This window comes from Streptomyces sp. NPDC048352 (assembly GCF_040651895.1).
Lineage (GTDB): Bacteria > Actinomycetota > Actinomycetes > Streptomycetales > Streptomycetaceae > Streptomyces.
The window spans coordinates 1-20317 of record NZ_JBEZKZ010000102.1; the positions used below are offsets into that span (position 1 = coordinate 1).

General features: G+C 74.7%; 18 protein-coding genes, 1 tRNA gene and 1 pseudogene. 11 read left to right on the top strand and 9 right to left on the bottom strand.

The features are described from left to right. Positions 1 to 119: 119 nt before the first annotated feature. The gene (locus AB0D45_RS31880; protein WP_362465576.1) at positions 120 to 806 is read right to left on the bottom strand and encodes an XRE family transcriptional regulator; all 687 of its coding nucleotides are present in this window, start codon (positions 804 to 806) and stop codon (positions 120 to 122) included. 62 nt (positions 807 to 868) lie between these two features. Then, positions 869 to 2410 carry an ATP-dependent DNA ligase gene (locus AB0D45_RS31885; protein WP_362465579.1) on the bottom strand — a complete coding sequence of 514 codons (1542 nt, stop codon included), beginning with the start codon at positions 2408 to 2410 and terminating at the stop codon, positions 869 to 871. A 154-nt stretch (positions 2411 to 2564) separates the two neighbouring features. On the opposite strand from AB0D45_RS31885, the gene AB0D45_RS31890 reads away from it, so the two are divergent. From AB0D45_RS31890 to AB0D45_RS31900, 3 genes are all read left to right on the top strand, one after another. Beyond that, positions 2565 to 5321: an alpha/beta fold hydrolase gene (locus AB0D45_RS31890; protein WP_362465581.1), complete on the top strand. Its 2757-nt coding sequence runs from the start codon at positions 2565 to 2567 to the stop codon at positions 5319 to 5321. Then, positions 5318 to 6217: an ABC transporter permease gene (locus AB0D45_RS31895; protein WP_362465584.1), complete on the top strand. Its 900-nt coding sequence runs from the start codon at positions 5318 to 5320 to the stop codon at positions 6215 to 6217. The genes AB0D45_RS31890 and AB0D45_RS31895 overlap by 4 nt, the downstream gene beginning before the upstream one ends. A 243-nt stretch (positions 6218 to 6460) precedes the next feature. Then, entirely contained in the window at positions 6461 to 6841 is a 381-nt protein-coding gene (locus AB0D45_RS31900) for a VOC family protein (RefSeq protein ID WP_362465587.1), read from the top strand. A gap of 87 nt (positions 6842 to 6928) precedes the next feature. On the opposite strand, the gene AB0D45_RS31905 is transcribed toward AB0D45_RS31900, so the two are convergent. Next, positions 6929 to 7591: a class I SAM-dependent methyltransferase gene (locus tag AB0D45_RS31905; protein WP_362465590.1), complete on the bottom strand. Its 663-nt coding sequence runs from the start codon at positions 7589 to 7591 to the stop codon at positions 6929 to 6931. Positions 7592 to 7674: 83 nt separating this feature from the next. Here AB0D45_RS31905 and AB0D45_RS31910 point away from each other — a divergent pair, with 83 nt between their 5' ends. Further along, entirely contained in the window at positions 7675 to 8313 is a 639-nt protein-coding gene (locus tag AB0D45_RS31910) for a PASTA domain-containing protein (RefSeq protein WP_362465593.1), read from the top strand. Between the two features lie 175 nt (positions 8314 to 8488). Further along, positions 8489 to 10921 carry a tetratricopeptide repeat protein gene (locus tag AB0D45_RS31915; protein ID WP_362465596.1) on the top strand — a complete coding sequence of 811 codons (2433 nt, stop codon included), beginning with the start codon at positions 8489 to 8491 and terminating at the stop codon, positions 10919 to 10921. Positions 10922 to 11037: 116 nt separating this feature from the next. On the opposite strand, the gene AB0D45_RS31920 is transcribed toward AB0D45_RS31915, so the two are convergent. Then, on the bottom strand, positions 11038 to 11433 hold the full coding sequence (locus AB0D45_RS31920; protein ID WP_362465599.1) for a hypothetical protein: 396 nt from the start codon (positions 11431 to 11433) through the stop codon (positions 11038 to 11040). A 95-nt stretch (positions 11434 to 11528) separates the two neighbouring features. Then, positions 11529 to 11605 (bottom strand) — tRNA-Trp (locus AB0D45_RS31925). 155 nt (positions 11606 to 11760) lie between these two features. Here AB0D45_RS31925 and AB0D45_RS31930 point away from each other — a divergent pair. Next, on the top strand, positions 11761 to 12222 hold the full coding sequence (locus AB0D45_RS31930) for a hypothetical protein (RefSeq protein ID WP_362465602.1): 462 nt from the start codon (positions 11761 to 11763) through the stop codon (positions 12220 to 12222). Between the two features lie 99 nt (positions 12223 to 12321). Beyond that, positions 12322 to 13980 carry a GMC oxidoreductase gene (locus AB0D45_RS31935; protein WP_362465605.1) on the top strand — a complete coding sequence of 553 codons (1659 nt, stop codon included), beginning with the start codon at positions 12322 to 12324 and terminating at the stop codon, positions 13978 to 13980. A gap of 73 nt (positions 13981 to 14053) precedes the next feature. On the opposite strand, the gene AB0D45_RS31940 is transcribed toward AB0D45_RS31935, so the two are convergent. Together AB0D45_RS31940 and AB0D45_RS31945 are read right to left on the bottom strand one after the other, a co-directional pair. After that, complete coding sequence (locus AB0D45_RS31940) at positions 14054 to 14533, bottom strand: carboxymuconolactone decarboxylase family protein (RefSeq protein ID WP_361605086.1); 480 nt, start codon at positions 14531 to 14533, stop codon at positions 14054 to 14056. After that, a complete protein-coding gene (locus AB0D45_RS31945) occupies positions 14530 to 15612 on the bottom strand; it encodes a dihydrodipicolinate reductase (protein ID WP_362465608.1) in 1083 nt (360 codons plus the stop codon). Before AB0D45_RS31945 ends, AB0D45_RS31940 begins: the two co-directional genes overlap by 4 nt. A gap of 134 nt (positions 15613 to 15746) precedes the next feature. On the opposite strand from AB0D45_RS31945, the pseudogene AB0D45_RS31950 reads away from it, so the two are divergent. Beyond that, positions 15747 to 15989 (top strand): annotated as a pseudogene (locus AB0D45_RS31950) (glycoside hydrolase family 18 protein); the annotation flags it as partial. Between the two features lie 65 nt (positions 15990 to 16054). Beyond that, positions 16055 to 17335, top strand: a complete 1281-nt coding sequence (locus AB0D45_RS31955) for a serpin family protein (protein ID WP_362465611.1) — start codon at positions 16055 to 16057, stop codon at positions 17333 to 17335. Here AB0D45_RS31955 and AB0D45_RS31960 read toward each other — a convergent pair. Next, complete coding sequence (locus AB0D45_RS31960) at positions 17229 to 18257, bottom strand: PfkB family carbohydrate kinase (protein WP_362465614.1); 1029 nt, start codon at positions 18255 to 18257, stop codon at positions 17229 to 17231. The two genes, AB0D45_RS31955 and AB0D45_RS31960, sit on opposite strands and share 107 nt — an antisense overlap. A 2-nt stretch (positions 18258 to 18259) precedes the next feature. Next, positions 18260 to 18886, bottom strand: a complete 627-nt coding sequence (locus AB0D45_RS31965; protein ID WP_362465617.1) for a bifunctional 4-hydroxy-2-oxoglutarate aldolase/2-dehydro-3-deoxy-phosphogluconate aldolase — start codon at positions 18884 to 18886, stop codon at positions 18260 to 18262. 160 nt (positions 18887 to 19046) lie between these two features. Between AB0D45_RS31965 and AB0D45_RS31970 the strand changes: the two genes are divergently transcribed. Both AB0D45_RS31970 and AB0D45_RS31975 read left to right on the top strand, forming a co-directional pair. Then, complete coding sequence (locus AB0D45_RS31970; RefSeq protein WP_362465620.1) at positions 19047 to 19256, top strand: hypothetical protein; 210 nt, start codon at positions 19047 to 19049, stop codon at positions 19254 to 19256. Positions 19257 to 19351: 95 nt separating this feature from the next. Beyond that, positions 19352 to 20317 (top strand): sigma-70 family RNA polymerase sigma factor (locus AB0D45_RS31975; RefSeq protein ID WP_362465623.1); only part of this gene is annotated, 966 nt, incomplete at its 3' end.

Below are 20317 nucleotides of genomic sequence, written 5' to 3' on the forward strand. Positions count from 1 at the left end.
GTGCGGTCCACCCCTCGGGGGTGGGCCGCCCCCGTCCTGGAGGTACTCGGGCGGCCCCGACAACGCGGCGAGGTGCGGTGCCAGGCGTCGCTGGGCAGGCGGGACTTCGCGGACACCCCCTAGCGCCGGGGCTGCTGCTGACGCGCGGGGCCCGCGCCGAGGCACAGCCCAGCGAGGCTGCTCTGCAGCAGGGTGTGGACGAACAAGAGCTCGGCTCCGCCCGGCCCGGGCGCGCCGATCCGGTGCGGGGTGAGCGAGTCGAAGTGCGCGCTGTCCCCCGGCTCCAGCAGGTACTCGGTCTCCCCCAGGTGCAGCCGCAGCCGCCCGGTGAGCACGTACAGCCACTCCTCCCCGGGGTGTACGCGGACCAGCTCCCCCTGGCTGCGCCCCTGCGGGACGTGCACCCGCAGCGCCTGCATCCCGCGCCCGGGGCCCCCGGCCTGCCAGTACGTCCACCCGTCGGCCTCGCGGGCGCCGGGAGCACCGGCCCGTACGATGGGATCCGCGGCGGCGGGGGTCTCGCCGAGCAGCTCGGAGACGGTCGTGCCGTAGGTGCGGGCGAGCCCGAGCAGCAGCGGCAGCGAGGGCTGACGCCGCCCGGTCTCCAGCCGGGACAGGTGCGCGGGCGAGAGCCGGGCCCGCGCGGCGGCGGCCTCCAGCGTGAGCCCGGCGCGGCGGCGCAGCTCGCGCAGCTGCGGGGCGACGGCGGGCAGCTCGCCGCCGGTGCCGTCGGCGGCGGCGGCTTCCCCGGCCGCCTCGGCCGGCCCCGCGGCTTCGCCGGCGGGTTGCTGGGTGGGGGACGTCATGCCCCGATTGAGCCAGAACCTTGCCTTCCTGGCAATCTCCCTTGCCTCTCAGGCAAAAAGGCTCAGGCGTCGTCCCTGCGGCCCTGTGCGAGGACCGTCTCCACCGTGTCCGCCTCCCGCGCCTCCTTGTCCGGGCGGTACCGCAGGACCCGGGCGAAGCGCAGGGCGACCCCGGCCGGGTAGCGCGGGGAGCGCTGGAGACCGTCGTAGGCGATCTCCACCACCAGCTCGGGCCGGACGCGCACGGTGAACCCGTCGTCCTCCACCGCCAGTTCGTGCAGCCGCCCGGTCTGCCAGCGCAGCATCTCGTCGGTCAGCCCCTTGAAGGTCTTGCCCAGCATCGCGAACGAGCCGTCATCGGCCCGGGCGCCCAGGTGGAGGTTGGACAGCATGCCGGTACGGCGGCCGTGCCCCCGTTCGGCGGCGAGCACGACCAGGTCGAGGGTGTGCACCGGTTTCACCTTGAGCCACTGTTTGCCCCGGCGGCCCGCCGCGTAACCGGAGTCGAGGGCCTTGACCATGACCCCCTCGTGGCCCCGGTCCAGCGTCCCTGTCCAGAACTCCTGCGCCTCGTCCGCCTGCGCCGCGGCGTCCTCCACCACCAGGCGCCGGACCCGACAGGCCTCGGGGACCAGGGCGGCCAGGGCCGCGTACCGCTCCCGGACCGGCAGGTCCAGCAGGACGTCGTCGCCCAGGGCCAGCACGTCGAAGAAGTACGCCGACACCGGGAGGGTCTCGCGGGCCGCCGCCACGTCGATGCGGGAGCCGACCCGGCTCGCGACCTCCTGGAAGGGCACCGGGCGCCCGCCGGGCCCGTGCCCGATGACCTCCCCGTCGAGGACGAACCGCTCCCCGGGCAGGCTCCGGACCAGTTCGGCCACCTCCGGCAGCCGGCCGGTGATCTCGTCGAGGGAGCGGGTGTGGATCCGGACGTCGTCCCCGTCGCGGTGCACCTGGACGCGGATGCCGTCGAGCTTCTCCTCCACCGCGCAGGGGGCCAGCGCCGCCAAGGCGTCGGCCAGGGACCGCGCGGACCCGGCCAGCATGGGCTGTACGGGCTGCCCGATGCGCAGGGTCACCGCGCGCAGCGCCGGGGCGCCCTCGGCCAGCACCGCCACCGCCACCCGGGGCAGCGAGCCGTCCAGCATCACGGCCCGGCGCAGCTCCGCGGCCGGCACCCCGGCGGCCGCGGCCACCCCTTCCAGCGCGACCGCGTCCAGCGCGCCCTGGCGCACCTCCCCGGACAGCAGGCTGCGCAGGAACCGCTGTTCGGCCTCGGTGGCGGCGCCCAGCAGAGCGGCGACGATCCGGCGGCGCTCGGCCTGCGCCCCGGCTCCGGCGACGGCGGCCAGCTCACCGACGGCGGCGTCGACGGCCGCCACGGTCAGCGTCGGCTCCTCGGCGGGGGCAACCTCCTGGGCCAGGGTGCGCCAGCCGATGCCGGGGCGGCCCTGCGGGAGCCGCCCGGAGAGGTAGGCGATGACCAGGCCGGCCTCCTCGGCAGGGGCGGCCGCGAAGAGCTCCGCGAGCAGGGCCGTCTTCCTGGACCGGGCGGAGGTCGCTGCGACCTCCCGGGACACGCGCGCGACCTCTGCCAGCAGCATGCCGTCCATCCTGCCGTCCGCGCGCTCCCCGCGCAGGTCGGGGCGGCCTACTGCGGGTGCGGTACGCGGGCCGGCGCGGGTAGTCCCCCAGAAGGGGCGGGGGCTCCCCCCGGGGGAGCTCGGAGGAGGCGATCACGGGCTTTAGGGTGCCCATATGAAGCTACGACTGCCCCGGCGGCCCCGCGACCGCCTGCTGGCCGGTGCCGCCGCCCTCGCGGTGCTGGCGGGCGCCGGCACCTGGACGGCCGCCGCGTCCGGGGAGGAGCCGGCCGTGCGCCGCGAGGACCGGTTCGTGACCGTGCCGGGCCTGGACGCGCCGGCACCGGGCGCGCCCGGTGCCGGGATCGACACCTCCTTCTTCACCGCCGGGGACCCTGCGCGCAGACGTCCCGCCGTGCTCCTCGGCCACGGCTTCGGCGGCAGCAAGGACGACGTCCGCGCCCAGGCCGAGCGCCTCGCCCGGGACGGCTACGCCGTCATGACCTGGTCGGCGCGCGGCTTCGGCCGCTCCGGCGGGAAGATCGGGCTGAACGACCCCGAACACGAGGTCAAGGACGTCTCCGCCCTCATCGACGCGCTGGCCGGCCGGCCCGAGGTGCGGCTCGACGCGGACGGCGATCCGCGCGTGGGCGTCGCCGGGGCCTCCTACGGCGGGGCCGTCGCCCTGCTGGCCGCCGGCCACGACCGGCGCGTGGACGCGGTCGCCCCGCAGATCACCTACTGGAACCTCGCGGACGCCCTCTTCCCGCAGGGCGTGTTCAAGAAGCTGTGGGCCGGGATCTTCTTCACCACCGGCGCGGCGGACGGCCTCCAGCAGGCGCGGCCGGCCCCCGGCGGCGGCGCGGCGGGCACGCCCGGTGGCGGCGCGGCGGCCACGCCCGGCTGCGGCCGGTTCGAGCCGGCGCTGTGCGCCATGTACGAGCGGGTCGCGGTGGCGGGGAAGCCCGACGCGGAGGCGCGCGAGCTGCTGGAGCGGCGCAGCCCCTCGGCCGTGGGCGACCGGATCAAGGTGCCGGCGCTGATCGTGCAGGGGCAGGACGACTCCCTCTTCCCGCTGGACCAGGCCGACGCCATGGCCAGGGCCATCGCCGCGAACGGTGCCCCCGTCGCCGTGGACTGGGCGACCGGCGGCCACGACGGCGGCATGCGCGAGGCCGGACGGATCGAGGCCCGCGTGGCCGCCTGGTTCGACCGCTACCTGAAGGGCGAGGAGGCGGCGGACACCGGCCCCGCGTTCCGCGTCTCGCGTTCGGGCGGCATCGACTCCACCGACGGCCGGCTCACCCTGCGCGGCGCGTCCTCCGACCGCTACCCGGGGCTGGCCCCGGCTCCGCGCGCCGTCGCCCTGTCGGGGCGGGAGCAGACCTTCGCCAACCCGGCGGGCGGGGCGCCGCCCGCCCTGTCCTCGCTGCCGGGGATCGGCGGGCAGCTCGCCTCCCTCGGGGCCGGGTTCGCGCTGGACTTCCCCGGGCAGAACGCCCGCTTCGAGTCGCAGCCGCTGGCCGAGGCGGTACGGGTCACCGGGACGCCGACCGTCACCCTGAAGGTGAGGTCGACGGCCGCCGACGGCGCGGCCGTGCTGTTCGCGAAGGTGTACGACGTGGGGCCCGACGGGCGGCAGCAGGTGCTGCCCGGTCAGCTGGTCGCGCCCGTACGGGTGGAGGACGCCGGGCAGGGCCGCAGCGTCGGGCTGCGGCTCCCGGCGGTCGACCACGCCGTCCAGGCCGGGCACCGGCTGCGGCTGGTGGTCGCGGCCACCGACCTCGGCTACGCCTCTCCGGCCGCGCCCGCCGCGTACACCGTCTCCGCGGAGGGGCCGCTGCGCGTGCCCGTCGCGGAGGGGGTGCGGACGGCCGCGTCCGGCCTGCCCGCCTGGACCTGGGGGCTGCCGCTGGGCGCGGTGGCGCTGGCCGCGGGGTTGCTCGGGATCCGGAGGACCGGCGGGGGCCGCGCCGGGACGCGGGCGCGCGAAGCGCAGCCCGAACCCGCACTGGCCGGCGTACCCCTGGACATCACCGGGCTGACGAAGCGCTACGCGGGGGCCCGGGACCGCTATGCCGTGCGGGACCTGTCCTTCCGGGTGGAGAAGGGCCAGGTGCTGGGTCTGCTGGGACCCAACGGGGCCGGGAAGACCACCACCCTGCGGATGCTGATGGGCCTGATCACGCCGGACGCCGGGGAGATCCGGGTGTTCGGGCACCCGATCCGGCCCGGGGCACCGGTGCTCTCGCGGGTCGGGGCGTTCGTGGAGGGCGCCGGCTTCCTGCCGCACCTGACGGGCCGGGCCAACCTTGAGCTGTACTGGCAGGCCACGGGCCGTCCCGCCGAGGACGCGCACCTGGCGGAGGCCCTGAAGATCGCCGGGCTCGGGGACGCCCTGGAGCGGGCGGTGCGCACCTACTCCCAGGGCATGCGCCAGCGGCTCGCGATCGCCCAGGCCATGCTGGGAATGCCCGACCTGCTCATCCTGGACGAGCCGACCAACGGGCTGGACCCGCCGCAGATCCGGGAGATGCGGGACGTGATGATCCGCTACGCCGCCGGCGGGCGGACGGTCATCGTCTCCAGCCACCTGCTGTCCGAGGTGGAGCAGTCCTGCACCCACCTGGTGGTCATGGACCGCGGGCGGCTCGTGCGGGCGGGCGAGGTCGCCGAGATCACCGGTGGCGGGGACACCCTGCTGGTGACGCTGGAGCAGCCCGCGGACGAGGCGACCGTGGGCAAGGTCGCCGCGCTGGAGGGGGTGGCCTCCGCGGTGCGCGCCGAGGAGGGGCTGCTCGTACGGCTCGACGGCGCGACGCCCGCCGCGCTGATCGGCGAACTGGTACGGCTGGAACTGCCGGTGGCGGCGGTGGGGCCGCACCGGCGGCTCGAGGACGCCTTCCTCACCCTGATCGGAGGTGCGGCATGAGTGCCGTCGAGGAGACCCGCGGGCCCCGGCCGGCGCCCGCCGGGGAGACGGCGCCCGGCTACCGGGCGGCCCGGACGCTGCCGCTGCGCGTGGAGGCGCTGCGGCAATGGCGCAGGCGGCGGACGCTGGTGATGGGCGGGGTGCTGGCCGCGCTGCCGTTCGTCATGATCATCGCGTTCGCGGTGGGCGGCGGCCCCCAGGAGGGGCGCGGCGGCGGGGACGGCCGGGTCAGCCTGATCGACACGGCCACGGCGTCCGGCGCGAACTTCGCCGTCACCTGCCTGTTCGTGTCGGCGGGCTTCCTGCTGGTGGTCCCGGTGGCGCTGTTCTGCGGGGACACGGTGGCCTCGGAGGCGAGCTGGTCCTCGCTGCGCTACCTGCTGGCCTCGCCCGTGCCCCGGGCACGGCTGCTGTGGAGCAAGCTGGTGGTGGCCCTCGGGTTCAGCCTGGCGGCGATCGTGCTGCTGCCGGTGGTGGCGCTGGCGGCGGGGACGGCCGCGTACGGATGGGGGCCGCTCAGGCTCCCGACGGGCGGGGCGCTGCCCGCCGGGGACGCGGTGCCGAGGCTCGCGCTGGCGGTCGCCTTCGTGTTCGTGTCGCAACTGGTCACGGCCGGGCTGGCGTTCTGGCTCTCGACGCGGACGGACGCGCCGCTCGGCGCGGTGGGCGGGGCGGTCGGGCTGACGATCGTGGGCAACGTCCTCGACGCGGTGACGGCCCTCGGGTCGTGGCGCGAGTTCCTGCCCGCGCACTGGCAGTTCGCCTGGGCGGACGCCCTGCAGCCGCAGCTGGAGGGGGGCGGGATGGTCAAGGGCGCGGCGGTGTCGTTCTCGTACGCCGTCGTGCTGGTCGCGCTCGCGTTCCGGGGGTTCGCCCGCAAGGACGTCACCTCCTGAGGCGGAGGGGTCCGGGCGGAAGCGCCCGCGGGGCCGGCCGGTGGGAACCGTCCGGCCCCGTACGGCCGTTACGGGCGTTCGGGCGGTGGCCGCGCGGGGCCGGATCCGGCCGGGACGCGTCGCAAAAGGGGTGGACCGGGCGTGGAGGGGCTGTTTAGGATCAAGGTGACGGCATCGCGTGCCGGTCACCGACCGGGTGAGGCATGGAGGTGCCCGTGACGTGCCTTGCGGAGGCATTCACACATGTCCGTTCAGCTGAACCACACCATCGTCCACTCCCTTGACAACAAGGAGTCCGCCGCTTTCCTGGCGGACATCCTCGGTCTCGAGGTCGGTCCCGAATGGGGCCCGTTCGTTCCCGTGTCCACCGGTAACGGCGTGACCCTGGACTTCGCGACCATCCCGGCGGAGTCCATCACGCCGCAGCACTACGCGTTCCTGATCTCGGAGGAGGAGTTCGACTCCGCCTTCGAGAAGATCCGGGCGTCGGGGGTCGAGTTCTTCGCCGACCCGCACCAGAAGCACCCGGGCGAGATCAACCACAACGACGGGGGCCGCGGGGTCTACTTCCTGGATCCCGCCGGGCACGCGATGGAGATCATCACCCGCCCGTACGGCGGCTAGCCGACTCGGAAGGGGCCCCCGGCGCTTGTGCGGCCGGGGACCCTTTCCCGCCGGCGCGGGACCCTTTCCCGCCGGGCCCGCGCTCAGTCAGACGGCCCCCTCGCAGGCTTTGCGGGCGAGCAGGTGAACCTCCTGGAACTGCCGCCGGTCGGTGGGCCGCGGCTCACGGACCATCCGGGCCGCCTCGGCCAGCCCCGACGCACGCAGCAGCGCGGCGAGGCGGTCGGGCGACCACCGATAGGCCGGCGCGACCGCGTGGTCGAAGACCTGAGCCGGGTGGGACGGATCGTCGTTGGCCCAGAAACCGATCAGGAGATGGCCGCCGGGCGCCAGTACGCGGTGGAACTCCGCCAGCACGGCGGGGAGTTCCGGTGGCGGAGTGTGGATGACGGACCAACGGGAGAGCACTCCGCCCAGGACGCCGTCGGCGATGTCCAGCGCGGCCATCGAGCCCACCTCGAACCGCAGATCCGGATGGGCCTCCCGGGCCAGCCCGACCATCGCGGGAGAGGCGTCGACACCGAACACCGCCAGGCCCAACCCGGCGAGATGGGCGGTGACATGGCCGGGCCCGCACCCCAGGTCCGCCACCTGACCGCCGCCGCCCTCACCGACCACCTCGGCGAAGGCAGCCAGGATCGCGCGGTCCAGGGGCCTGTCGCGCAGCTCGCCGCGGAACAGCTGCGCGTAGGTGGGGGCGAGGGCGTCATAGGCCTCGCGTGTGGCTCTGAAGGCGTCGTGTTCGACCATGCCAGCGAGGGTAGTTCCCGCCGCAGGATCACAAACCGGTCACAGTCGCCATACAGCCACCCGGCCCCGGCGAACATGGCGCGATGCGCACACACCACACGATCGCCCTGCTCACCGCCGCGACCGCCCTCTCCCTCACCGCGTGCGACCCCGGGGCCGGCGGCAGCGGCAACAAGCCCGCGGCGCCCGGCGGGGCCGCCCCGAGCGCCGCCTCGTCCTCCGCTCCCCCGTCCTCGGCGAAAAAGACGGCCACGCTGCCGGACCTCGTCGGCAAGGGCCTCCAGACCGCGCAGGACGAGGCGCAGGCCGCGGGCTTCCACGTACTCACGTCCCACGACGCGCTCGGTCGCGACCGGCTCCAGGCACTCGACCGGAACTGGAAGGTCTGCTCCCAGACCCCACCCGGCGGCGCGAGCGCCGACACCGGCACCACCGTCGACTTCGGCGCCGTCAAGCTCGAGGAGACCTGCCCCGCCGTGGACGCTCCCGCCCCCGGGCCCGCCGGCGCCACCATGCCGGACTTCGTGGGCCAAGGCATGAAGGCCGTCCGCGCCGCACTCCCGGGCAACGTGTCGATCACCGTGAAGGACGCGGTGCAGAGCCGTATGGTCCTCCAGGAGTCCAACTGGAAGGTCTGCTCGCAGGACCCGAAGCCCGGAACCGCGCGGAACGGCCGTCCCGTCGCATTCACCGTCGCCAAGACCGACGAAACCTGCCCCTGACCTCCCCTGACCACCTGCTCTGTCGCCGTTTCGGGGACGGTGCGCGGCGGCGTGGCGCATGCTGGAGCGGACGGCAGCGTCAGGGCTGGGGGTCGGCGTGAGTGGTGGCGGGCGTGCGCGGACGGGTTCGGTCGTCAGTGGGTCCGCGGCGGCGGCGACGTGTGCGCTGGGGGTGGTGACGAACTACGCCGCGAGCGCCGTGCCGGACTGGGCCTCCCGTCCGTGGGTGGTGTGGTCGGTCTTCGGTGTGCTGGCCGTAGGCGCCATGGGGTTGGGGCTGGTCAGCCGCCGGCTGGACGCCACCGGGTCCCCGATGAGCCGTGGGCAGGCGAGGCCGGTGCCCGCGGGGCGGGCCCCGGTCGCCGGCATGGCGTCCTTGCGCGCACCTGAGAGCGCGGGCCCGGTCCGCGGCCGTGACGGCGAACTCGACTCCCTGCGCGCGCTGCTGGCCCGGCCGGAGGGGAGGTACGCCGTCGTGGGCGGGGTGGGCGGGATCGGCAAGACCACGCTGGCCTCCGCTCTGGCCGGTGTCGCCCGGGCGGAAGGCCGGAGCGTGTTCTGGATCCGCTGGCGCGGCACGGAGGAGCTGGCCGAGCAGATGACCCGGGCCGCGCTGGCGTGCGGCCTTCCCGAGACCCGCCTCGAGGAGGCCCGGGCGGGGCGGGCCGGGCTGCCGGACGTGGTGTGGGAGCAGCTGGAGCGGACCGCCGCGTGGCTCCTGGTCATCGACAACGTGGACACCCCGCAGGCCGTCGGTCCCGACGGCGAGGCGGTGGCGTCCTACCGGGGGTGGATCCGGCCCGGCGGCCGGGGCCTGCTCCTGGTCACCAGCCGCAACACCGACCCCGTGGTGTGGGGCCCGAGGGCCATCGTCCACCGCGTCGCCCCGCTGGAGCCCGCGGCCGGCGGCCAGGTCCTGTGCGACGCGGCGCCGCACGCGGGGACCCCCGAAGAGGCGCGGGCACTCGCGGACCGGCTGGGCGGCCTGCCACTGGCCCTCCATGCCGTGGGCCGTTACCTGGCCGCCACCGGCAGCCGCCATCACACGTTCACCGCTTACGCCGCCGCTCTCGACACCCAGCTGGGGACCCTGCTCGGCGCACCGCATCCCCGGGCGGGCGACCCGGACGTGGGACGGACCCTCGTACGGCACACGTGGGAGCTGTCCCTGGACCAACTCGCCGCCGACGGCCACCCGCTGGCACGGCCGGTGCTGCGACTGCTGTCCCTGCTGGCGGCGGCGCCCGTCCCTGTCTCCCTCCTCACCCCGGAACTGGTGACCGGAGCCACCGGGCGCCAGACCGGCGTGACCGAGGTGGAAGCCGCGCTCAACGGCCTGCACACCTACGGACTCCTCGACACGCCCGCACACCATGACGGGCACCCCGCCCTCGGGCTGGTCGTCCTGCACCCCGTGGTGCGCGAGATCACCGCCCACGCCCACACCGCCGAATCCACCGACCCGTACCGCTACCAGCGCGCCCTCGTCAGCCGCCTGATCGAGGCGGCCCGCGGGGTGACGGAGGCCCGCAGCGCCGACTGGGACAGGGCCCGCCTCCTCGCCCCTCACCTCCTCGCCGCCACCGCGCACCCCGCCGAGGAGCACCACCGCGACCTCGCCGACGCCGCCGACCACATTGGCCGATCCCTCACCGAGGGAGGCGCCTACGGCACCGCGCTACAGCTACGCCAGGCGGCACACCGGATCACCGCCCGCTCCTCGGGCCCCGACCATCCCGACACCCTGGACAGCCGGAACGACCTCGCCAACGCGCTCGACCTCTTCGGCCGCCACCAGGAGGCAGCCGACCTGCACCAGCAGGTCCTCACGGCACGCGAACGCATCCTCGGCGCCGACCACCCCGACACCCTGCTCAGCCGCAGCAACCTCGCCAACGCCCTGGACCACCTCGGCCGGCACCAGGAGGCGGCCGACCACCACCGGCACGTCCTCGCCACCCGCGAACGCGTCCTCGGCCCCGACCACGTACACACCCTGCACAGCCGCAACAACCTCGGCCTCGCCCTCGGCTACCTCGGCCGGCACCGCGAAGCAGCCGGCTTCCACCGGGAGGCCCTCTCCGGGTACGAACGCGCCCTCGGAGCCGATCACCCTGACAGCCTGAACAGCCGCAACAACCTCGCGCTCACGCTCGACCACCTCGGCCGGCACCGGGAAGCGGCCGATCTCCACCGCCAAGTCCACGGCACGTACGAGCAGCTCCTCGGACCCGATCACCCCGACACGCTGCACAGCCGCGACAACCTCGGGCTCGCGCTCGACCACATCGGCCGCCACCAGGACGCGGCCGACCTCCACCGCCAGGTACTCGGCGCCTATGAACGCACCCTCGGGGCGGCGCATCCCAGCACCCTGACCTGCCGCAGCAACCTCGGCCTCGCGCTGGAGCACCTCGGGCACCCCCACGAGGCCGCCGAACTCCACCGGCAGGTCCTCGCCGCCCGCGAAGGCATCCTCGGCCCCGATCACCCCCACACCCTCCAGAGCCGCGCCCACCTGGCCACAGCCCTGACAGCCGTCCGACAAGCCGACACGACGTCGCGGCCCCCCAGAAGGCGCCGCTTCCCCACCACCCGCCGAACCTAGGGGCGCCGTCCGGCGCAACCGGCTCCCGTGGAGAAGTGCGCACCGGAGCGGCACACCTTCGCGGTGCTCCGTCACGGCACCTGTTACGAACCCCGGCCGGCCGCTGCCGTCAGCCTTCATCGCGTCGGCATGCCGCCATGAGGACTGTTCACCACCATGGCCAGTGAGCCTGCGGCAAGGTAGTGGTGATCCGGGAAGTACTCGATGTGCTGGTGCCCGCCGTCGTCCATCTCCGCGATCGACTGGAGTTCGCCGGCGAGGGCCGTCAAGGCCGGTCGGTCACCCTCGATGAGCAGGGCGCCGCGCTCCGGGTCGACTCGCATGTGGACACCCGGGCCGCTGGTGCTCGCCACCTCGACCAACGCCAGTTCAGTGCCCCCGAAACTCGGTTCGGCCGAGGCGGTGGTTTCCATGCTGCCCTTCCCCGCGACGAGGGCGCGGGCCAGGGCGACGAGTTCCGGCGCACCGCCGGAGACGTCCAGCCCCTCATCGGGAAAGAGCAGAATCCTCATCCGCCACGACCCCCTTCGGTTCCCCGGGAGAAGACGGAACGGACCCCGGGAGGGGTCTCCCGGGGTCCGTTCCGCACGAGCGGTCTGCTCGGGTTTGGCAGGGGTAGCAGGATTCGAACCTACGACATCTGGTTTTGGAGACCAGCGCTCTGACCAGCTGAGCTATACCCCTTCGGCGGGACCCACCTTGCCATGAAGCGGCGCGGAGATCCAATCAATAACCCACCTCCAGATGGGTGGGCGGTGCAGGCGGCGGTGGCGGTCGGCGGGGGTGCGGAGGATCGTGGGCGGGGAGGGGGGCCGGCAGCCGTTGCGGGAGGAGGAGCCGTGCGTCGCCGTCGTGCGGGGCGCCTGGTGGGGCCCCTCGTCATCCTGCTGCTGGCCGGCGCCGGCCCCGACGGCTCCGGCGAGACCGTCTCCCTCGACGGGGACCGGCCCGGGGAGCGGCTCGACGTCACCCTGACCCGGGTCGTCGACCCCGCCGGCACCGCGGACGCGGACCGCCTGGTGGCCGTGGAGCTGCGCCTGGAGAATACCGGGACGGTGGCGTACCGGGACTCCCCGGCTCCGGCCGCGCACCTCCTCGACACCGCGGGGCAGCGGTTCACCGGGCTGGACACCGCCACCGGCGCCGGGCCCAGCCTGCCCGGCACGCTCACCCTGGCCCCCGGGGACTCGGCGTCCGGGTTCGTCACCTTCCGGCTTCCGGAGGGCGCGGGCCTCGCCGCCGTGCAGTTCGCGCTCGACACCGGCCGCGGTGACGACGTCGGCCAGTGGAGCCTGCCCTGAGGGCGGAATCAGCCGGAAGTTCCCTTGACGCGTGTAGTGACTTAGTCGGCGTTCGCCAGTAGAACTTGTTCCCACTCCGTCGAGAGTGAGGAACGTCACATGAGTGACAAAGGCCTGCACAGCAAGGTGTCCAGGGGTGTTTCCCGACGCGGATTCATCGCTGGAACAGGTTCTATTCTCGGAGCGGTGGCGCTCGCGGTCAACGCCACGCCGGCCCACGCGGATTCCGCCACCGCCGCCTCCGCGGTCCCGAACGCGCCCCTCGAATCCGGGGCCCGCGTCCCCGTACTCGTGATCGGCACCGGCTACGGCGGCTCCGTGGCAGCGCTGCGGCTCGCCCAGGCCGGTGTCCCCGTGCACATGGTCGAGATGGGCATGGCCTGGGACACCCCCGGCAGCGACGGCAAGATCTTCGCCAACACCACCAAGCCCGACTACCGCTCGTACTGGCTGCGCACCAGGACGAAGGCGCCGCTCAGCAACTTCCTCGGCTTCCCCATCGACAAGGACGTCCCCCGGTACACGGGCATCCTCGATGCCGAGGAGATGGGCGGGATCATCGTCTACCAGGGCCGCGGCGTCGGCGGCGGCTCGCTCGTCAACGGCGGCATGGCCGTCACCCCCAAGCGGCAGAACTTCGCCGCCATCCTCCCCTCGGTGGACGCCGAGGAGATGTACCGCACGTACTACCCCCGGGCCAACGCCGGGCTCGGGGTCGGCCTCATCGACCCCGACTGGTTCGAGACGGTGGACTGCTACCAGTTCGCCCGCGTCGGCCGCAAGCACGCCCAGCGCTCCGGCTTCCCGTTCGTCTTCGTGCCCGACGTCTACGACTGGGACTACATGAAGCAGGAGGTGGCCGGGACCGTCCCCAAGTCCGCGGTCGACGGCGAGATCCTGTACGGCAACAACGCCGGGAAGAAGTCCCTCCAGAAGACCTACCTGGCCGCCGCCCGGGCGACCGGCAAGGTGAGCATCTCCCCGCTGCACCGGGTCACCACCGTCTCCCCCTCGGACGGTGGCGGCTACACGGTCGTCATGGAGCAGCTCGACACCGGCGGCGCGATCACCGCCACCAAGACCGTCACCGCGGACCGGGTGTTCTTCGCGGCCGGCAGCGTCGGGACCAGCAAGCTGCTGGTCCGGCTGAAGGCCACGGGCGCCCTGCCGCGCCTCAACGACGAGGTGGGCAAGGGCTGGGGCGACAACGGCAACGTCATGTGCGGCCGCGCGAACCACATGTGGGACCCCACCGGCAAGGTGCAGGCCTCCATCCCCTGCGGCGGCATCGACAACTGGGACGCGGGCGGCGCCTTCGCCGAGGTGGCCCCGCTGCCGACGGGGATCGAGACGTACGCGTCCTTCTACCTCTCCATCACCAAGAACCCGAACCGGGCGCAGTTCTCCTGGAACGCGGCGGCGGGCAGGGTCGAGCTGAACTGGCAGACGGCGTGGAAGCAGCCGTCCATCGACATGGCGAAGACCATCTTCGACAAGATCAACGCCAGGGAGGGGACGATCTACCGCACGGACCTCTTCGGGACCAGCAAGATCTGGGGCGACCACCTCACGTACCACCCGCTGGGCGGCGCGGTGCTGGACAAGGCCACCGACAACTACGGCCGGCTGCACGGCCACCCGGGCCTGTACGTCATCGACGGAGCGCTGATCCCCGGCAACACCAGCGTCAACCCGTTCGTGACGATCACGGCGCTCGCGGAACGGAACATCGAGAAGATCATCGCCACCGACCTCTGAGGGGGCCGGTCCCCGGGGCCGTCCGGTTCCACCGGGCGGCCCCGGGCCCGTGCGGCGGCCCCGGTGCGGTGGTTCAGCCGGCCGGCAGCACACAGACGCTGTCGAGGCCCAGGACGTGGTTGAGCCGGCCGAAGGCGAGCCAGGAGCCGATGCTCATGCTCAGCTCGACGATCTCCAACTGGCTGTAGTGCGCGGTCATCCGCTCCCAGAACTCCTCGTCGAGGTTGTGGTGGTCCAGGGCGTAGCGCTCGGCGTATTCGGCGGCGAGCCGGGTGCGGTCGTCGAAGGCGTCGGTCGTGCGCCACGCGGTCACGGCGTCGGCGAACTCCTCCTCGACCTTCTCCCCGTCCCGGTCCGTGCGCCAGTCGAGGCAGAAGACGCACCCGTTGATCTGTGCGATGCGCAGCCGCGCGGCCTCGAACTCACGCAGGCCGAGGGTGGTGTGGGCGTACACCGACAGGGAGAAGTTGGCCGCGGCCATGCCGATGCCGGGGACCATGTCCCCCCACACGTACTCGATCGGGTGCTGCCCCTCGGGGACGTCGATCCTCATGGCTGTTTCCTTCCGAGTTTGCCGACTGCGGGCCGCAGCGGGATGTCGAGGGCGTCGTAGAGTCCGGGTCCGGCGGCCACGAGCCAGTCGATGGCCCCCACCAGCCGTCCGACGGCGGTGGCGTTCCCGCCGGCCGAGCGGTTCCCGCCCTCGTCGGTGGCCTCGACGGTCACCTCGATGCGCGGGCGGCCCTCGATGACCACCCGGTGGGCTCCGGCCCCGCCGTCGGGCGGGGAGGGCCAGTCGGGGGCGCAGGAGGCGTGGATGCGGGTGACGTGTTCGATGACGATGCGGGGCTCGCCCGCGACGATGCCCTGGACCTCGAAGCGGATGGCGCCCTGGGTCCCGGCCGCGAACTCGCCCATCGAGGGGGTGGACACCGTGGTGTCCAGGGCGCGACGCTGCGAGGTCTCGCGGATGTCGTCGAGCTCGACGCCGAGGGCGCGGGCCATCATCCGGATCTGGCCGCCCCAGACCACGGTGGGGACCGAGGGCATGAGCATCATCGGCTCGTAATCCATGGGGTGTCCCATGCCGACGAGGTGGCGTACGGAGTCCGGCTGGTCGTACGTGGAGTAGTCGAAGATCTCCTGACAGCGGATCGCGTCCACGGTGGTGCCGAGCCCGCTCAGCAGCAACGGGAGCACGTCGTTGCCCCAGCCGGGGTCGACGCCGGAGCCGAAGAACGAGCCGCCGCCCTCGGCGATGGCGGCCAGCACCGGGTCCCGGAACTCCGGCGGGGCGCTGCGGTGGTCGTAGAGGGGGTAGAGGGCGGGGCTGACGACGGCCGCCCCGGCCGCGACGGCACGGGTGATGTCGGCGAGCGCGTCGTCGGGGCGGACGTCGCCGGAGGCGGCGTAGACGAGGCCGGCCGGGCGGGCGGCGAGCACCGCTTCGGCGTCATCGGTGGCCGCCACCCCCAACCGGTGGCCGAGTCCGGCGAGTTCGCCGGCGTCGCGGCCGACCTTGGCGGGGTCGTGGACGATGACTGCCGTGAGTTCGAGCGCCGGGTGGGCGTCGACGGCGCGGATCGCCGCGCGGCCGACGTTGCCGGTGCCCCAGACCACCGTGGGAATCATGCGCGGAGGGTAGCGAGGGGGCGTGGAGGTGCCCAGCGTCGTGAAGGAGGTTTTTCGGACGGGCGGGCCGGCGGGGCGCGCCCGTTGCGGACACCCCCTTGGAGCTGGTGCACGAGTTCCGCACGCAGCTCGACGAGGAGCTGAGGCAACTGGCCGCCTCCGGCACCTTCCAGGTGCACCGCGATCCGCGCGCGGGCCACGCCTGGCTCTTCGACGGCACGACCCCGTGGACGTACGACGACCCGCAGGTGCTGCGGACGAAGGCCCGGTACGTCCGCCAACACGCCCTGGGCGGGGCCATGTTCTGGTCCCTGGACGCCGACACCCCCGACGGCGGGCCGGCCGCGGCCGTCGACCAGGGCCTGCGCGGCCGCTGATCCGGCGCCGCCGGGCCGGGGAATCCGGCCGGCCCGGCGGCGCCCCTCCACGTACCCTGCCGGGCATGGGGAACTCGACGGTACGGGCGGTCAACCGGCTCACGGCGCGCTGGGCCGCCGCGGCCTGCGACGGGGACGGGGACGGGGACGGGGGCACGGTCTTCACCGCGGCCGGGGTCTGGCCGTTGCTCGCCTTCCTGGCGGGCGGTGCGGCCGGCCCGGCCCGGGCGGAGCTGGCGGAGGCGCTCGGCGTACCCGCGGGGGAAGCGCCGCGGGCCGCGCGGGACCTGCTCGCCGCACTGGCCGGCGTACGGGGCCTGCGGGCGGCGACCGGTCTGTGGGCCGCGGCGGACTTGCCGCTGGAGCGTGCCTGGACGGACGGGGTCGCTCCGGACACCCTGGGCACGCTGACCGGCGACCGGGACCGCGACCGCACGATGCTGGACGCGTGGGCCGCCGAGGGGACCGGCGGCCTCGTCGAGCGCATGCCGGCCGCCCTGCCGGAGGGCCCGGACGCGGCGAGACTGGTGCTGGCTTCGGCGCTCGCGCTGCGGCTGAAGTGGCTGCGGCCGTTCGGGCAGACGGCCCGTGAGGTGGACGACGGGCCCTGGGCGGGCCGGTCCCTGCTGATGCTGTACCGCAGCACCTCCCTGCCGGACCGGGTCAGGGTGGCACACGGCCCCGGCGGTCCGGTCACGCTGTTCGAGGTCGTGGGGGACACCGGGGTGGACGTCCATCTCGTCCTCGGCGAGCCCGACGCCGCGCCCGGCGAGGTGCTCGGCACCGGTATCGAGGCCGCCACGCGGGCGCGCCCGTCGACCGGCGCGAGCCTCCTGCCCCTGGGGAACCCCGGCCCGGGCCTGTCCGTCACGATGGTTCCCGCCCTGTCGCCGGCGCCCCGGCTCGACGTGGAGACACCGGCCTTCGAGATACGGACCGAGCACGATCTCCTGGACCACGCCCGGCTGTTCGGCCTCGGCGCGGCCTGCGACAACGGCTCCGGCCATTTCCCCGGCATCAGCCCCGAGCCCCTGGCCGTCGGCTCGGCGCGCCAGTCGGCGCTCGCCCGCTTCCACGCGACGGGGTTCGAAGCCGCCGCGGTGACGGCGATCGGCCTCTCGGTGGGCAGCCCGCCCCGCTTCCCCTACCGCGTCCGCCGGGCGGCACTGGCCTTCCACCGCCCCTTCGGCTTCCTGGCCGTGCACCGCACCTCCCGCCTCGTCCTGTCGGCCGGCTGGGTCACGGAGCCGGTCCCCTACCTGCCCCCGGCGGAGGAGGAGTGGGAGGAAGGGGAGGAAGAGGAGTGGGCGCCGGCAGCCGCGCGGCCAGCGCGGCCGTCTCGGTGAGGGAGGGCACGCGGCCCGTACCGCCGCGGGCCGTCACCGACAGGGACGCCGCCGCCGCGCCGTAGGCCACCGCCAGGGCGAGAGGGTCGCCCAGGGCGAGGCGGGCGGTGGTGGTGCCGGTGAAGCAGTCCCCGGCACCGGTGGCGTCGACGGGCGCCGCGACAGCGGGCACGGGGTGGTACGCCGCCCGGGTGCCGTCGTCCAGCAGCAGCCGCCCCGCTCCCGCGGTGACGGCCACCGCACCTGCCCCCAGCGCCCGGTAGCGGGCGGCGGCGGCCTCGGGGTCGGCGGTGTCCACCAGGGCGAGGGCGTCGGCCGGGCAGGAGGTCTTCAGCAGCCCGGTCAGCGGGGCGATCTCCGCGAGCAGGGACCGGGCCTCGGCACGCCCGGTCAGCCGGGGACGGTGGTTGGGGTCGTACGTGACGTGCCCGCCCACCGCCCGGACGGCCCGGGCGGCGGCCAGCACCGCCGCGCGGCTGCCCGGGGAGAGCGCGCCGGTGATGCCGCTGGTGATCAGCGCCCGGCAGCCCGTCAGCAGCGGCAGCCAGGCCTCGACGCGGGCCGGGGAGAGGGTGGAGCCGGCGCTGTGGGTGCGCCAGTACACGAACTCCCGGTCGCCGTCGGGGTCCGCCGAGAGCAGGTAGGCCCCGTTGGGCCGGGGGGAGCGCTGGACATGGGTGACGTCGACGCCCAGCTCGGCGGCCCGGCGCAGCAGCGGGACGCTCAGCTCGTCCTCGCCGACGACGGTGAGCAGGGCGGTCCGGGCCCCGGCCGCGGCGGCCGCCGCGGCGGCGTTGAGGGCGTCGCCGGAGTAGGAGATCCGGGCGGCGGTGCCGTCGGCGGCCGAGCGCAGGGCGGTGCCCGCGTGGATCTCGACCAGGACCTCGCCGAGGACGAGGACGTCGTAACCCGGGGAGGCCATCGTCAGCACTCCTGCCCGCAGCAGGGGCCGGCCAGCTCCGCGAACAGTGCCGCCAGCTCCCCCGGTTCGGCGGGCAGGCCGCTGCCGATGCCGACGGCGCTCGCGCCCGCGTCGAGCCACCGGCGCACCTCGCCGGGCCGGATCCCGCCGGTCGGCACCAGCAGGGCGTCGGGGAGCACGGCCCGCAGGGAGCGGATGAAGTCCGGGCCGCCGACGTGGGCCGGGAACACCTTCGCCGCTCCGGCGCGCCGGACGGCGGCGGCGATCTCGCCGGGGGTGAAGCCGCCCTCCAGGAACGGCACCCCGCGCCGCGAGGCGGCTTCGCGGGCCTCGGGGGCGGGGTACGGGGAGACGAGGAAGGCGGCTCCGGCGTCGAGGGCGTCCTCGGCCTGGGCGGTGGTGGTGACGGTGCCCACCCCGATGACCGCGCGCCGCCCCCGCGCGTCCCGCATCCCCGCGGCACGGGCGACCGCCCGGGCCCAGCCGGGGGTGGAGGTGGTGAGCTCCACGGCCCGGCAGCCGGCGCCGAGCAGCTCCCGGGTGGCCCGCTCGGCCTGCCCGGCGTCGGCGCTGCGCAGCACCGGGAGCAGCCGCTGGGCGGCCAGTACCGCGTACGGATGGCAGGACACAGCACCCTCCCGGCTGTTCCGCCCCGCTGAACGGGGCGCGCTCCCAAGGAACTTGATGGTCTAGACCATACACAGCCCATGCCTCCGGGTCACCCCCGCACCGGCCCCGGCGGCGATCCGTCATGCTGGCCTGCGACACCACGCGCACCCCGGGGGGACCATGCGACACCGCACCGCCATCACCGCCGCCACCGGCACCCTGCTCGCCCTCGCCCCGCTCACCGCCTGCGCCGGCGGCGAAGCCCCGTCCGAGGCAGCCGCAGCGGCGGCTCCCGGTGTGTCGGCATCGGCCGGGACGCGGTTCGCGCTCGGCGAGGTCGGCGAGGTCACCGACCCCGGCGGCCGGCTCACCGTCGTGGCCCTCGACTGAAAAAAATTCTTCCGGATAACCGTTATCCGGTCCCCGCTCGACGGTCTCCCAGTTGTCGGGCAACATCGACCGCCGGTACGGACAGGGACTTTCACATGAGTACACAGCACACGGCAGAGCTGGTGGCAGCGGCCCGCGCGGGCGATCCCCGCGCGCAGGACGAGCTCGTCAGCGCCCACCTGCCGCTCGTCTACAACATCGTCGGGCGGGCCCTGAACGGGTCCGTCGACGTGGACGACGTCGTGCAGGACACCATGCTGCGGGCGCTCGACGGGCTGGGCGGCCTGCGGGCGGACGAGAGCTTCCGGTCCTGGCTGGTGGCCATCGCGATGAACCGCGTACGGGCGCACTGGCAGGCGCGCAGCGGCGGTCCGGGCGACAGCGGGCTGGAGGCCGCCCACGACGTCGCCGACCCGGGCGCCGACTTCGCCGACCTGACCGTCGTACGGCTGCACCTGTCCGGGCAGCGCCGCGAGACCGCCCGGGCCACGCGCTGGCTGGAGCCCGACGACCGGGCGCTGCTGTCGCTGTGGTGGCTGGAGTGCGCCGGTGAGCTGACCCGGGCCGACGTGGCCGCCGCGCTGGAGCTCACCCCGCAGCACACGGCGGTGCGGGTGCAGCGGATGAAGGCGCAGCTGGAGTCGGCCCGGGTGGTGGAGCGGGCGCTCGACGCCCAGCCGGTCTGTGAGGGGCTGCGGGCGATGACGGGCACCTGGGACGGGCGGCCCTCCGCACTGTGGCGCAAGCGAATAGCCCGGCACGCCCGCGAGTGCCTGCGCTGCTCCGGGCTGTGGAACGGACTGGTCCCGGCCGAGGGGCTGCTGGCCGGCCTCGCGCTGGTCCCGGTGACGGCGGCGCTGCTGGCGGGCGTACGGGCCGCCGCGGCCGCCGGCCACACCCCGGCGAACGCGGCCTTCGCCGACGCGGCCACCCAGCTCTCGCCGGTCGTGTCGGGCCCGGGCCGCGCCGCCGACTCCCGCCTCTGGCCCCGCTACGCCGAACTCATCCCGCACCTCGACCACGCGGGGGTGCTCACCAGCAGCAACCCGCGCATCCAGAAC